This is a genomic window from Streptomyces sp. NPDC033216, assembly GCF_055577115.1.
Genome location: NZ_JBVIQK010000038.1, coordinates 1 through 13,757, shown reverse-complemented (window position 1 = coordinate 13,757; position 13,757 = coordinate 1). Strand labels below are relative to the sequence as shown.

The 13,757-nt window shown below is 71.4% G+C and carries 10 protein-coding genes; 6 read left to right on the top strand and 4 right to left on the bottom strand.

The genetic code is table 11. The features are described from left to right. The first annotated feature begins 11 nt into the window (after nt 1-11). The 3 genes from ACZ5Y0_RS34795 (at nt 12) to cimA (ending at nt 3,559) form a co-directional block, all read left to right on the top strand. On the top strand, nt 12-1,049 hold the full coding sequence (locus tag ACZ5Y0_RS34795; RefSeq protein ID WP_469132654.1) for an agmatine deiminase family protein: 1,038 nt from the start codon (nt 12-14) through the stop codon (nt 1,047-1,049). A gap of 11 nt (nt 1,050-1,060) precedes the next feature. Further along, the gene (locus tag ACZ5Y0_RS34790; protein ID WP_469132653.1) at nt 1,061-1,672 is read left to right on the top strand and encodes a TetR/AcrR family transcriptional regulator; all 612 of its coding nucleotides are present in this window, start codon (nt 1,061-1,063) and stop codon (nt 1,670-1,672) included. Nucleotides 1,673-1,954: 282 nt separating this feature from the next. Continuing rightward, complete coding sequence (gene cimA, locus ACZ5Y0_RS34785; protein WP_469132652.1) at nt 1,955-3,559, top strand: citramalate synthase; 1,605 nt, start codon at nt 1,955-1,957, stop codon at nt 3,557-3,559. 27 nt (nt 3,560-3,586) lie between these two features. Here the strand turns inward: cimA and ACZ5Y0_RS34780 are convergent, their stop codons facing one another. Next, on the bottom strand, nt 3,587-5,452 hold the full coding sequence (locus ACZ5Y0_RS34780; protein ID WP_469132651.1) for a lectin: 1,866 nt from the start codon (nt 5,450-5,452) through the stop codon (nt 3,587-3,589). Between the two features lie 127 nt (nt 5,453-5,579). On the opposite strand from ACZ5Y0_RS34780, the gene ACZ5Y0_RS34775 reads away from it, so the two are divergent. Together ACZ5Y0_RS34775 and ACZ5Y0_RS34770 are read left to right on the top strand one after the other, a co-directional pair. Next, a complete protein-coding gene (locus ACZ5Y0_RS34775; protein WP_469132650.1) occupies nt 5,580-8,621 on the top strand; it encodes a glycoside hydrolase family 3 N-terminal domain-containing protein in 3,042 nt (1,013 codons plus the stop codon). A gap of 45 nt (nt 8,622-8,666) precedes the next feature. Next, a complete protein-coding gene (locus ACZ5Y0_RS34770) occupies nt 8,667-10,046 on the top strand; it encodes a hypothetical protein (RefSeq protein WP_469132649.1) in 1,380 nt (459 codons plus the stop codon). 75 nt (nt 10,047-10,121) lie between these two features. Here the strand turns inward: ACZ5Y0_RS34770 and ACZ5Y0_RS34765 are convergent, their stop codons facing one another. From ACZ5Y0_RS34765 to ACZ5Y0_RS34755, 3 genes are all read right to left on the bottom strand, one after another. Beyond that, a complete protein-coding gene (locus ACZ5Y0_RS34765) occupies nt 10,122-10,904 on the bottom strand; it encodes a serine protease (protein ID WP_469132648.1) in 783 nt (260 codons plus the stop codon). 509 nt (nt 10,905-11,413) lie between these two features. Further along, nucleotides 11,414-12,049 (bottom strand): hypothetical protein, encoded by a 636-nt coding sequence (locus ACZ5Y0_RS34760; protein ID WP_469132647.1) that lies wholly within the window; start codon nt 12,047-12,049, stop codon nt 11,414-11,416. Nucleotides 12,050-12,436: 387 nt separating this feature from the next. Next, entirely contained in the window at nt 12,437-13,045 is a 609-nt protein-coding gene (locus ACZ5Y0_RS34755) for a YceI family protein (protein ID WP_469132646.1), read from the bottom strand. Between the two features lie 398 nt (nt 13,046-13,443). Here ACZ5Y0_RS34755 and ACZ5Y0_RS34750 point away from each other — a divergent pair. Beyond that, nucleotides 13,444-13,757, top strand: a 314-nt coding sequence (locus ACZ5Y0_RS34750; RefSeq protein ID WP_469132645.1) for a carboxyl transferase domain-containing protein, incomplete at its 3' end; no start/stop codon positions are given.

The following is a 13,757-nucleotide window of genomic DNA, read 5'->3' as shown; positions in this document are numbered from 1 at the left end:
GGACCCCCCGGATGAGCAAGGCTGCCGCCGACGGCTTCCGGATGCCCGCCGAATGGACTCCGCACGAGCGCACCTGGATGGCGTGGCCCGGCCCCAACCCCACCTTCGACGACCCGGACGACCTCGCCGCCTCCCGTGTCGCGTGGGCGTCGGTCGCCCGCGCGGTCCGCCGCTTCGAGCCCGTGACGGTGGTGTGCGGGCCGGGGCGGTCCGCGGAGGCACGAGCCCTGCTCGGACCGGGCATCGACACCGTCGAGCGCGAACTCGACGACGCGTGGATGCGCGACATCGGTCCCACCTTCCTCACGAACGGGCGGGAACTGGCCGCCGTGGACTGGACGTTCAACGGCTGGGGCGCCCAGGACTGGGCCCGCTGGGAGCACGACGCGAAGATCGCCGCCTACGTCTCGGACCTCGCGGGGGCGAAGACGTACGCCTCGAGGCTGGTCAACGAGGGCGGGGCGATCCATGTCGACGGCGAGGGGACGGTGCTGCTGACGGAGACCGTGCAGCTCGGTCCGGAGCGCAACATGCACTGGACCCGCGAGGAGGTCGAGACCGAGATCCACGCCCAGCTCGGCACCCGCAAGGCGATCTGGCTGCCGCGCGGCCTGACCGGCGACTATCCCCCGTACGGCTTCGGCACCCTCGGCCACGTCGACATCGTCGCCGCTTTCGCCCGCCCCGGTGTGGTCGTCGCCCACCACCAGCCGGACCCCGCGCACCCGGACCACGAGGTGACCAAGGAGATCGTCGGCCTGCTCAAGGCGCAGACCGACGCACGCGGGCGCCGGCTGGAGGTCGTGGAGATCCCGGCGCCCACCGTCCTGGAGGCCGACGGCCACTGGGCCGACTACTCCTACATCAACCACTACCTGTGCAACGACGGGGTCGTCCTGTGCGGCTTCGACGACCCGCGCGACGAGATCGCCGCAGGGATCTTCCGCCGGCTGTTCCCGGACCGGACGGTGACGCTGGTCGACGCCCGTACGATCTTTGCCGGTGGTGGTGGCATCCACTGCATCACGCAACAACAGCCGAGGATCTAGAGGAGTCCCCCATGGCCGGTGCGGCACGTGAGCGCAGACCCGCCCCGCCCCGCGAGGACGTCCTCGCCGCCGCCATGGAGATGATCGCCGAGCGCGGCCTGGAGAAGCTCACCATGGCGGCGCTCGGGCGCGAGGTCGGGATGAGCAGCGGGCACCTCCTCTACTACTTCCGCTCCAAGGACGAACTGCTCCTCGAGACCCTGGAGTGGAGCGAGGGCCGCCTCGGCGCCGAACGCGGCCGGCTGCTGACCGCTCCGGCCACGGCCCGCGAGCGGCTGGACGCCTACGTCCACCTGTACGTCCCCGACGGCCACCGCGACCCGCACTGGACCCTGTGGCTGGAGGTCTGGAACCGCTCGCAGAGCGCTGCCGCCGATGCGGTCGCCCGCGACCGGCAGGCGGCCATCGAAGGCGCCTGGCACCGCGACCTGGTGGCGCTGGTGGCGGAGGGCGTCTCGCGCGGGGAGTTCCGCCCCGTTGACCCCGACCGGTTCGCCGCCCGGCTGCGGGCACTGCTCGACGGCTTCTCCATCCATGTGGCGATCGGGCTGCGCGGCACCGACCGCGAGCAGGTCATCGGGCATGTGACGGAGTTCGTGACGGACGCCCTGCTCGCATCCTGAGACAGTCGGTGAGCAGGGGGCTGCCCTGTGTCAGACTCCCCTCGTGCTCTCGTTCGCCACGATTATTGGCAGCAGGCGCGCCGGTCCGCAGTGACCGCCACGTACGACCAGGTACGGGCGGCCATCGTCGTCCTCGACCCGCGCGCAGACCTCTCGCACCCGCGAGGGGTTTTTCGTTTTCCTGGCCCACCTTCAGCCGGGAGGCAGGCGCGGGGGACCATGGGGGGACGGTGGAGCCGGTCATTCCGGTAGACCGAGATCCAAAACAGGAGCCTTGAGACCATGACGGAAACCAGCGAGCTCGACGACTCGTTCCACGTCTTCGACACCACCCTGCGCGACGGCGCCCAGCGCGAGGGCATCAACCTCACGGTCGCCGACAAGCTGGCGATCGCACGGCACCTGGACGAGTTCGGCGTCGGCTTCATCGAGGGCGGCTGGCCGGGCGCCAACCCCCGTGACACCGAGTTCTTCGCCCGGGCGCGGCAGGAGATCGACTTTCAGCACGCCAAGCTGGTCGCGTTCGGCGCCACCCGCCGGGCCGGTGCCAAGGCCTCCGATGACCCGCAGGTCAAGGCGCTGCTCGACTCGGGCGCCCCGGTGATCACCCTGGTGGCGAAGTCGCACGACCGGCACGTCGAGCTCGCGCTGCGCACCACGCTGGACGAGAACCTCGAGATGGTCCGCGACACCGTCTCCCACCTGCGCGCCCAGGGCCGGCGGGTCTTCGTCGACTGCGAGCACTTCTTCGACGGCTACCGCGCCAACCCCGAGTACGCGAAGGCGGTCGTGCGGGCGGCCTCGGAGGCGGGCGCGTCGGTCGTGATCCTCTGCGACACCAACGGCGGCATGCTGCCGGCGCAGGTCCAGGCGGTCGTCTCCACGGTCCTGGCCGACACCGGCGCCCGGCTCGGCATCCACGCCCAGGACGACACGGGCTGCGCGGTCGCCAACACCCTCGCCGCGGTGGACGCCGGCGCCACCCACGTGCAGTGCACGGCGAACGGCTACGGCGAGCGGGTCGGCAACGCCAACCTGTTCCCGGTGGTGGCGGCGCTGGAGCTGAAGTACGGCAAGAAGGTGCTGCCCGACGGTCGGCTGCGCGAGATGACCCGGATCTCGCACGCCATCGCCGAGGTCGTCAACCTCACCCCCTCCACCCACCAGCCCTACGTCGGCGTCTCCGCCTTCGCCCACAAGGCCGGCCTGCACGCCTCGGCGATCAAGGTCGACCCGGACCTGTACCAGCACATCGACCCCGAGCGGGTCGGCAACACCATGCGGATGCTGGTCTCCGACATGGCGGGCCGCGCCTCGGTGGAGCTCAAGGGCAAGGAACTGGGCGTCGACCTCGGCGGCGACCGGGAACTCGTCCAGCGGGTGGTCGACCGGGTCAAGGAACGCGAACTCGAGGGTTACACCTACGAGGCGGCCGACGCGTCCTTCGAACTCCTGCTCCGCGCCGAGGTGGAGGGCAAACCTCTCAAGTACTTCGAGGTCGAGTCCTGGCGCGCGATCGTCGAGGACCGCCCCGACGGCAGCCACGCCAACGAGGCCACGGTCAAGCTCTACGCCAAGGGCGAGCGCATCGTCGCCACCGCGGAGGGCAACGGCCCGGTCAACGCCCTCGACCGGTCCCTGCGCGTGGCCCTGGAGAAGATCTATCCCCAGCTCGCCAAGCTGGAGCTGGTGGACTACAAGGTCCGCATCCTGGAGGGCGTGCACGGCACCTCCTCCACGACCCGCGTCCTGATCTCCACGTCCGACGGGACGGGGGAGTGGTCGACGGTGGGAGTGGCGGAGAACGTCATCGCGGCGTCCTGGCAGGCGCTGGAGGACGCGTACACCTACGGACTGCTGAGGGCGGGGGTGACCCCGGCCGAGTAGACCGGAGTCAGGCCGGAGTCACCCCGTTCACCGCAGGTCCCACTTCTGGTTGGCGGCGCCCGTGCAGCTCCATATCTGGGCTCGGGCGCCGTTGACGGAGGAGTTGTCCGTCACGTCGAGGCACTTGTTCGCGGCGGTGTTCACCACGTCCCCGGTGGACGCGGTGTACGTCCACCGCTGCGCGCCCGAGCCGTTGCAGTCGTAGAGCTGGACCTTCGCCCCGTCGGCCGTGGACGCCGAGGTCACGTCCAGGCACTTGCCCAGGGCCTGGAGGGAGCCGTCCGGCTGGACCGTCCAGCGCTGGGCCGCCGTACCGTTGCAGTCGTAGAGCTGTACGGCGGTGCCGTCGACGCTCGAACCGCCCGCCACGTCGAGGCACTTGCCCGCGAGTCCGACGAAGGAGCCCGCGGCGGGGCCGCCGCCCGACTGGGTGCCCGACCAGGTGAACGTCGCCGAGGTCCGCGCGGGCAGCGAGTAGGTGGCGTGCTGCGCGCCCCAGTTGACGGTGATCGTGCGGGCCGAGGTGGAGCCGTTGTAGGCGATCAGGGCTTTCGAGCCGTCCGGGTTGCGCCAGGCCACGTTCGGCACGGCCGTCGACGCCGTCGACGCGATCCGCTGCGCGCCCGGCCGGACGAACTTGGTCAGGTGGCCCATCGTGTAGTACTCGACGGTGTAGTCCACCTGGCCGTGCCGGGAGTCCCCGTTGTGCACGGTGACCAGGCCGTCGCAGGTGCCGCAGCCGCCGTTGTGCGGGCCCCTGTTCTGATCCACGGCCAGCGACCACTTGGTCACCGACTTCGCCCAGTTGCGGGTGTAGTCGATGATGTTCAGCATGTCCTCGCGCTGCTGGTCGGCGATCCAGGTGCCGCCCGAATGCTCGGTGCCGAACGCGTCCAGCTGCGGGTACCGGTCGTGCACGGCCGTCTGCTTGGCGACGTCCCCGCCGTAGCCGTGCCAGGCGATCCCGCCGAAGTTGGGATGCGAGCGGACCGCCGCGTCGTCCACGGTCTGCGCCGCGTAGGCGTCGTAGGTGTCCCAGTTCCAGTCGTGCGCCAGCACCTTCGTCGACAGGCCCGCCGCGGCGAGCTTCGGCAGCAGCTCGCTCTTGGTGAAGTACGCGAGCCCGGACGCGTTCCAGCTCATCGACGGATACCCCGAGCAACAGGTCGGCTCGTTCTGCGCGGTGACGTACGCGACGGGCACGCCCTGATCGCGATAGGCCTGGAGGTACTTCACGAAGTACGACGCGTAGGCGCCGTAGTTCTCGGCCTTCAGCCAGCCGCCGTTGAGCTGACCGCTGTCCTTCATCCAGGCGGGCGCGGTCCACGGCGAGGCCATCACGGTCAGGTCCGGGTTCAGCTGACGCGCCTGCCTGGTCAGCGGCAGCACGTCCGCCAGGTCGTGCGCGATGGAGAACCGTGTGAGCCCCGGATCGGTCTGCCCGGCGGGCAGGTCGTCGTAGGTGTATCCGAACCGGGCCAGGTCCGAGCCGCCCATCGGGTTGCGCAGGAACGACAGCCCGATGCCCTCGGTCGGCGAGAACAGCCTGCGCATGGTCGCGTCCCGCGTGGCCTGGGTGAGGGCGCCGCTGCCGTTCATCAGCCAGGCGGCGGTGTCGGTGAAGGAGGCGCCGCCGCCGGTGAACGTCTGGTAGCGGGTGTTCTCGTCGACGGTGATGTTGTCGCCCGTGCCGCCCGCGCCGGACGTGAAGGCGAACGGGCTCTGCTGCTGGAGGCCGCGAACGACGTGGCGTCCGCCCGCGTCGTCGGTGGTGGTCAGCCAGGCGGTGACCTGCTCGCCGGCCGCCTGCGCGGGGGGCACGGCGGCGCTCAGGCCGACCGTGGTGAGCAGACCGGCCAGCAGCAGCCGGGCCCAGTGGGGGGAACTCCTCATGATGCCTCGCCCTTCCCTGACGGGACGTCTTGACGGGTGTGCGGGCCGCTAGTTAACTCACGACGTGATCTAAGTCATGAGTGAACCGCGAGAGTTCAGAGTGAACCAGAGAGCCGAGGGAAGGTCCATGCCGAGAACCGCCCTGCTCGTCTCAGCCCCGAGAACCGCCCTGTTCGCCTCCGCAGCCCTGCTCGCCACCCTGCTGCCGCTGTCCTCGGCCCGCGCCGCCGACGACCCGGCTCCGCCCGTCGTCGCCGTCGACCGCTTCGAGGGTGAGGTCCCCTTCGCGAACCCGCCCGCCGAGGGCCTGTTCACCTGGGGCAGCGACACCGACGACCCACCCGCCCTGGAACTCGCCGCCCGGCCCGACGCCCCCGAGGGCGAGAAGGTCCTCGGCGGCAGCTACGAGATCAGCGGCTGGGGCGGCTTCACCCACGACTTCGCCTCCGACCGGCCGGCGCACGACTGGTCCGCCCACCAGGGCGTCCGCCTCTGGTGGGAGGGCCACGCCACCGGCAAGAAGATCGCCTTCGAGATCAAGGACGGCGGCGCCGACGGCGAGGCCTCCGAGCTGTGGACGACCTCCTTCACCGACGACTTCACCGGCTGGAAGCGGATCGAGCTGCCGTTCACGGGCTTCGTCTACCGGACGGACCACCAGCCCGTCGGCGGCATCGACCAGATCCTCGGCCTCACCGAGACCTGGGGGTACGCCGTCACGCTCCCGGTGGGTGTCAAGGGCGAGTTCGCGATGGACGGCGTCGAGCTGTACGGACGGGCCGACCAGGCACGTACCGCGACCGTCACCACCGCCGCCGCCGTCGTCCCCGTCGACGAGGGAGCCACGGCCACCGTCCGTCTCACCGTCGCCACCACCGGCGCGGTTCCCCTCGAGGAGCCGGTGACCGTCGCGTACGAGACGGCCGGCGGCACCGCCTCGGCCGCCGACTACACCCCGGCCACCGGCACCCTCACCTTCCCCGCCGGCACCGCCTCCGGCACCAGCCGCGCGATCCGGGTGCCCACCACGAGGGACCGGTCCGCGGAGAACGCCGAGACCGTCCCGGTGAAGCTGGCCGTCACCGGCGCGAAGGCCCCGGCCGAGATGCCGCAGGTCGTCATCGACGCCCACGGACTGCCCTACCTCGACGCCCGGCTGCCCGTGCGCAAGCGGGTCGCGGACCTGCTCTCCCGGATGTCCCTGGAGGAGAAGGCCGGCCAGATGACCCAGGCCGAGCGCGGCGCGCTCACCGCCCCCGGGGACATCGCCGCCTGGGGCCTCGGCTCGCTCCTGTCCGGCGGCGGCTCGACCCCCACGCCCAACACCCCCGAGGCCTGGGCGAAGATGATCGACGCCTTCCAGCTCCGGGCGCAGGCGACCCGACTTCAGATCCCGCTGATCTACGGTGTCGACGCCGTCCACGGGCACAACAACCTGGTGGGCGCCACCGTCATGCCCCACAACATCGGCATCGGCGCGAGCCGCGACCCCCGGCTCGCCCGGCGGACGGCCGCGGTGACCGCCGCCGAGGTCCGCGCCACCGGCGTCCCCTGGGACTTCGCCCCCTGCCTCTGCGTCACCCGCGACGAACGCTGGGGCCGCTCCTACGAGTCCTTCGGCGAGGACCCGGCCCTCGTCGAGTCCCTGGAGACCGTGATCCAGGGTCTTCAGGGCGCCCCCGACGGCAGCGACCTCAAGGACGACGACAAGGTCCTCGCCACCGCCAAGCACTTCGTCGGCGACGGCGGCACCACCTACGGTTCCTCCACCACCGGCGCTTACACCATCGACCAGGGCGTCACCGAGGTCACCCGCAAGCAGCTGGAGGCCGTCCACCTGGCGCCGTACCAGCAGGCCGTCGACCGCGGGGTCGGCTCCGTGATGCCCTCGTACTCCTCGCTCGACATCGCCGGCGACGGACAGGGCCCGGTCAAGATGCACGCCCGCGCCGACATGATCAAAGGCGTCCTCAAGGACCGGATGGGCTTCGACGGATTCGTCATCAGTGACTGGGCGGCGATCGACCAGCTTCCGGGCGACCAGGCGAGCGACGTGCGGACCTCGGTCAACGCGGGCCTCGACATGATCATGGTCCCGTACGCCTACAAGGACTTCCGCACGACTCTCGTCGACGAGGTGCGGGCCGGCCGTGTCAGCGAGCGGCGTGTCGACGACGCCGTCTCCCGCATCCTCACCCAGAAGTTCCGCCTCGGCCTCTTCGAGAAGCCGTACGCCGACACCTCCGGCGCCGCCGCCATCGGCTCCGCCGCGCACCGGAGCGTCGCCCGCCGCGCCGCCGCCGAGTCCCAGGTGCTGCTGAAGAACGCGGGCGGCCTGCTGCCCCTGAGGAAGTCCCAGAAGGTCTACGTCGCCGGCTCCAACGCCGACGACATCGGCAACCAGACCGGAGGCTGGACCATCACCTGGCAGGGCGCGTCCGGCCCCGTCACCCCCGGCACCACCATCCTGGAGGGGATGCGCGAGGCGGGCGGCGACGTCGCGTACTCCAAGGACGCCTCCGCCCCGACGGCCGGGTACGACGTCGGTGTGGTCGTCGTCGGCGAGACCCCGTACGCCGAGGGCGTCGGCGACGTCGGCAACGGCCACGACCTGCGACTCTCCACCGCCGACCGGACCGCCGTCGACACCGTGTGCGCGGCCATGGAGTGCGCGGTGCTGATCGTCTCGGGGCGCCCCCAGATCATCGAGGACCGGCTCGGCGCCATCGACGCCCTGGTGGCCTCCTGGCTGCCGGGCACGGAGGGCGACGGCGTCGCGGACGTCCTGTACGGCAGACGCCCCTTCACCGGACAGCTCCCCGTGACCTGGCCGAAGTCCGAGACCCAGCTCCCGATCAACGTCGGCGACACCTCCTACGACCCGCAGTTCCCCTACGGCTGGGGCCTGACCACGCTGACGAAGGTTCCCTCCGGCGGCACGGCCACGCTGCGTGCCCTCGCCACCGCGGCCGCGGCGGCCGAACGGGCGGGCGCCGACCAGGCCGGCCGGACGCTGGTGAACCGGGCCCGGCTGATCGTCCAGCAGAGGATCGGCCAGTCCGTCACGGCCGCCGTGGCCGCGCCCTTCGCGGACGCCGACCACCTGCTCCTGACCGGCCGCTACGGAGAGGCGGTGCGGAAACTGACCGAGGCGTACCGCAAGAGCTGAGCTTCCACTGCCCTTCTTTGCCCCTGTACGGGGTAGCTTCGAAGTATGAAGGTCGCACTTTCGACCCGAGGCTTCGCGGGACTGCTCCTGGCGCTGGCGCTCGCCGCCCTGACCCTGGTGTCGGCGGGCGCCCGGCCCGCCGCCGCCGAAACGGGTGTGTCGACGATCGCCGCGGCCCTGCGCGAAAGCCCCGTGTACGTCGACCCGGCGGCATCCGCCCAGCTCTCCCAGGCGGACGCGCACGCCCTCCAGAAGAAGATCGAGGACGCCGACAAACCCGTCTTCGTCGCCGTCCTCCCGGCCGGCTACCCGACGGAGAACCTCTTCACCGACCTGCGCACCGCCACCGGCGTGACCGGTCTCTACGCGATCCGCCTCGGCGACCGCTTCGACGCCCGCGCCGACTCCTCCGTCCTGCCGACGGCCGCCGTGCGCAACCTCGTCACCAGCGTCCAGGGCGAGAGCGACGCCAAGGCCCAACTAGACGACTTCACCGACCGTGCCGTCGCCAACATGGGCGGCTCCGCCCCCACGGGCTGGGGCTCCCCGGACGGCGGTGGCGGGGTGTCGACAGCCGGGCTGGTCACCGGGGGCGTGCTGGTCGCGGCCTGTGGCGCCGGCGCGTACACCCTCGTCCGGCGCAAGCGCAGGCGGCACGCGGAGGAACAGCGGGTCGCCCTCGAACGGCTCCGCGTCGTCGTCGACGAGGACATCACCGCCTTCGGCGAGGAACTCGACCGGCTCGACTTCCACCCGTCCGAACCCGGCGCCGACGACGCGATGCGCGGCGACTACGAGCACGCCCTCGACGCCTACGAGAAGGCCAAGTCGTTCATGGCCGACGCGACGAGACCCGAGGACGTGCGCCCGGTCACCGAGGTCCTGGAGGAGGGCCGCTTCGCCCTGGCCCGGCTCGCCGCCCGCCGGGCCGGTGAACCGCTGCCCGAGCGCCGCCCGCCGTGCTTCTTCGATCCGCGCCACGGCCCCTCCGTCGCCGACGCCGCCTGGACCCCGCCCGGCGGGGCCGCCCGCGAGGTCCCGGTCTGCGCGGCGGACCGCACCCGCCTGGCGGACGGCCGCGAGCCGGTGGTCCGCCAGGTGGACACCGACTACGGCCGCCGCCCCTACTGGGAGGCGGGGCCGGCCTACGGCCCCTGGGCGGGCGGCTACTTCGGCGGCGGCCTGCTGCCGGGCCTGCTCGTCGGCACGATGCTCGGCGGCCTGATGGCCGGGCCCGCCTACGCCTCCGACTACGGCGGCGGCTACGGCGACTTCGACGGCGGCTACGAGGGCGGAGACATGTCCGGAGCGGACTTCGACGCCGGCAGCTTCGGCGACTTCGGCGGCGGGGGAGGGGACGTCGGAGGCGGAGGCGGGGACTTCGGAGGCGGCGGCGGGGGCGGGGACTTCGGCGGAGGCTTCTGAAGACCGGCACGCGCACGGGCCCGGCGCTGGGCGCGCCGGGCCCGTGGACGTCGTACGACGGGATGGGGGAGCGGGTCAGAGAGAGGCCGCCGCCGAGGCGATGGCCGAGGCGAACGTGGAGACCTCGCTGTAGACGCCGGGCGCGTTGGGCCGGGCGCAGCCGATGCCCCAGCTGACGATGCCGACCTGGATCCAGGCGTTGGCCGAGTCCCGGCGGAACATCGGGCCGCCGGAGTCGCCCTGGCAGGTGTCGACGCCGCCGGCGGCGTATCCGGCGCAGATCTCGTCGCTCGCGATCAGGCCGCTGTAGCCGCTGTAGGAACGGCAGGTGGCGTCGCTGACGAACGGCACGGTGGCCTTGAGCAGGTACCGCTGCTGGGCGCCGCCCTCGGTGGCCGCACCCCAGCCGGCCACGGTGAAGGTGCCGGTGTTGTACTGCGTGGTCGTGGCGATCTTCAGCGTCGGCAGGTTGATGGGCTGCGCGAGCTTGATGAGCGCCCAGTCCTTGCCGTTGCCGTTGTAGCCGGGGGCCCGGTAGACGTAGGTGGAGCGGACCTGGACCCGGCCGGTGGTGGACTGGAGGTCCACGACGCCGGCCGTGGCGGTGATGCTGGTGTTGGCGCCGGTCGAGCCCACGCAGTGCGCGGCGGTGAGCACGATCTGCTGGGTGTAGAGCGCGCCGCCGCAGCCCATGGAGAGCCGGACCATGAAGGGGAACTCGCCCTGCGCGGCGCGCGTTCCGCCCACGACGGGCGAGGGGGCGGCCTGGGCGGACGAGACGGGCTGAAGGCTGGCGATCGCGAGGGCGGCGGCGCCGACGGCCGCGAGTCTCTTCATCGCGGTGAGGAGCTTCATCAACGTGATGCCTTCCGTGGGGGGTGACCTGGTGTCGGGGAGATCGGGGTGGTGCCCGGGACACGGAATTGACGCGCACATGACAACAGCGGCAACAAAAGAATGCCCATTTGCTGGCATGGGCAGGTCAAATCTGTTGCTGGATTATGAGAACGCCGCAAGCCTTCGCACAAGGGGTGCGATTCGGCCACGCGCGACCGCCTCGACGCCCGGGTCCGCGGCGTCGTCCGGAGGCCCGTCGGTCCCCGGCGGACGGGGGGCGCGGCGGACGCCTCGCAGCGGGACACCGTCCCAGCGGACCTCGCGGCGGCGCTGGGACACAACCCACCGACCCGCGCGGTCCTCGGCGCGCCCTGCGGCGCCGACCGACCGGTGCCTCACCGTGCTCGACGTGCGGCGGACCCGCTCCCGCGACGGCGGACGGCTCGGGCGGCGACCACCGCCGCCGCGTCGCAGGCGGCGGCCGACCGCGGGTGACGCGCCGCCGGCTTCGGCCGCCCGTCGGCGGGCGGTCAGCCCTTCACCGCCGCCTTCGCCAAACGGATCAGCTCGTCGAAGTCGATGGCTCCCGGATCGCCGTGATCGTTCTCGGGCACGTGCATGTGTCCGCACACGCCCTGGAAGGCGTTCCAACGCGCCGCGCTCATCCGCTGCCCGGCCCCGTTCCCGTAGGACCTCGGGTACGCCGGCCACAGCGCCGGGCCACGCAGCGGTACGTCGTGCTGCTCGTGCGCCCACGCCAGGAAGCCGGCGAGTCCGAGGAGCGCCCACCGGGGCGCCTGGGGCCAGTAGACGTGGGCCTTGCCGCTCGTCCGCCACTTGGTGTGCAGCTCGGGGTCGCAGGTGCCGGCCAGCTCCACCTGGCAGACGTTCAGCGTGTTGGTCTGCACGCCGCCGGGCCTGTTGCGCAGGGCGCGGGAGGAGATGTCGATGTCGAAGTGCTGGTACCACGTCAGCTTCTTCGCCCTGAGATCCGGCACCGCCGTGAGGTTCGGTGCGGACGCGCCGCCCTGGTAGCCGGGCAGCGAACGGCCCTCGGTGGTGTGCAGGACGACGACGTTGACCTCCATCCGGTCGCCGCCGAAGTCGTCCTGGTACCAGTGGTCGCGATGCGCCCCGGGGTAGTGCTGCGGTCCGGTCCTGGTCATGGCGTCTCCTCGGTCGAGGTCCCCGGCCGCGTCGGCAGGGGTGCGCCCTGAAAAACGACCGACCCCCACCCCCCGTCGCGCACCCAGCGCCGCCCGCACCTGTGTCCGGACGACGCTGTGCCCCGACCCGACCCGACCCGACCCGACCCGCTCCGCTCCGACCCGACCGACCCGAGATACGTCCAGCCCCGACCCGACCCGACCCGACCCGACCCGACCCGCTCCGCCCCGCTCCGACCCGACCGACCCGACCGACCCGAGATACGTCCAGCCCCGACCCGACCCGACAGGTCCGGCCCCGATCCGACCTGCCCCCGGACATGCCGAGCGCCCGCCCTCCCCAGGGGGAGTGCGGGCGCGCTCGGGGGGCGTGGCGGTGGTGGCGCGTCACGCGTTCTTGATGGCCGAGATGTCGAAGTTCAGCTTGATCCTGTCGGAGACCAGGACGCCGCCGGTCTCCAGCGCCGCGTTCCAGGTCAGGCCCCACTCGGAACGCAGGATCTCCGCCTTGCCCTCGAAGCCGACGCGCTCGTTGCCGAACGGGTCCTTCGCGGCACCGTTGAACTCCAGGTCGATGGCGAGCGGCCTGGTGACGCCGAGGATGGTCAGGTCGCCGGTGATCCGGTAGTCGTCGCCGCCCAGAGCCTCCGCGCCGGTCGAGCGGAAGGTCATCGTCGGAAACTCGTCGGTCCTGAAGAAGTCCGCGGCCTTGAGGTGGCTGTCACGGTCGGCCGACCCGGTGTCGACGCTCGTCATCGCGACGTCGATGGTGGCGGTGGAGTTGGCCGGTTGGGCGCCGTCCAGGTGCAGCGAGCCGGTGAACTCGTTGAACTTGCCCTTGACGTTGGTGACCATCGCGTGCCGGGCGACGAATCCGATGGTCGAGTGCGCCGGGTCGATCGTGTAGTCGCCGGTCAGGGCAACGAGGTCCGGGTTCACGGCGCCGGCCGTGGTCGCGGTGGTCTCGGTGGTGTTCCTGCGGCCGAAGATACCCATGACGTGCTCCTTGGGGACGGATCGATGAACGGGTCGATGAGACGGGCGCTCATGTTGAATGTTCAACGAGAACTCCAACACGGCAGACCGTAGACCTATTCCGTTCAACTTTCAACTTCATGCACGAAAGTGTTCAGGATGATGCCGCACGTCCTCGCGTGAGCCCCCGCCGACGGCCCACCGCACCCCGTCACTCCACTGGACGGCACCCGGCGGGCGATGATGTGAAGTTGATCTCGCCGCGGCTCTTTGTGTGACCCCCACAAGCGGCACCGGCTCTGAGCAGTCGGAATGCCCGCATGCCGGCATGGTTCTGTTCAGGGCTACCAGGAAAACGCGCCGGAGACTGTACGGAGTCGACGTCTCACTTTCCTTGGTGGACTTCGTAAGGTCACTACATGACCGTTTTGGAAGAGACGACCGGTGAGCCGACCGCCGAGCTGACGGACGCGCGTGGGCGGGTCGCCGAGTTGCACGGGATCCGTGCGCAGGCGCTGGCCGGGCCGAGCGAGAAGGCGACTCTGGCGCAGCACGCGAAGGGGAAGCTGACCGCTCGGGAGCGGATCGGGCTGCTGCTGGATCCGGGGTCCTTCCAGGAGGTCGAGCAGTTGCGCCGACACCGGGCGAGCGGTTTCGGTCTGGAGGCGAAGAGGCCGTACACCGACGGTGTCGTCACCGGCTGGGGCACGGTGGAGGGCCGTACGGTCTTCGT

Bases quoted from the DNA above. Each gene is read 5' to 3' on its own strand.
- cimA (WP_469132652.1), top strand. From the start codon at position 1,955: ATGACGGAAACCAGCGAGCTCGACGACTCGTTCCACGTCTTCGACACC.
- ACZ5Y0_RS34795 (WP_469132654.1), top strand. From the start codon at position 12: ATGAGCAAGGCTGCCGCCGACGGCTTCCGGATGCCCGCCGAATGGACT.
- ACZ5Y0_RS34780 (WP_469132651.1), bottom strand. From the start codon at position 5,452: ATGAGGAGTTCCCCCCACTGGGCCCGGCTGCTGCTGGCCGGTCTGCTC.
- ACZ5Y0_RS34770 (WP_469132649.1), top strand. From the start codon at position 8,667: ATGAAGGTCGCACTTTCGACCCGAGGCTTCGCGGGACTGCTCCTGGCG.
- ACZ5Y0_RS34760 (WP_469132647.1), bottom strand. From the start codon at position 12,049: ATGACCAGGACCGGACCGCAGCACTACCCCGGGGCGCATCGCGACCAC.
- ACZ5Y0_RS34755 (WP_469132646.1), bottom strand. From the start codon at position 13,045: ATGGGTATCTTCGGCCGCAGGAACACCACCGAGACCACCGCGACCACG.
- ACZ5Y0_RS34790 (WP_469132653.1), top strand. From the start codon at position 1,061: ATGGCCGGTGCGGCACGTGAGCGCAGACCCGCCCCGCCCCGCGAGGAC.
- ACZ5Y0_RS34775 (WP_469132650.1), top strand. From the start codon at position 5,580: ATGCCGAGAACCGCCCTGCTCGTCTCAGCCCCGAGAACCGCCCTGTTC.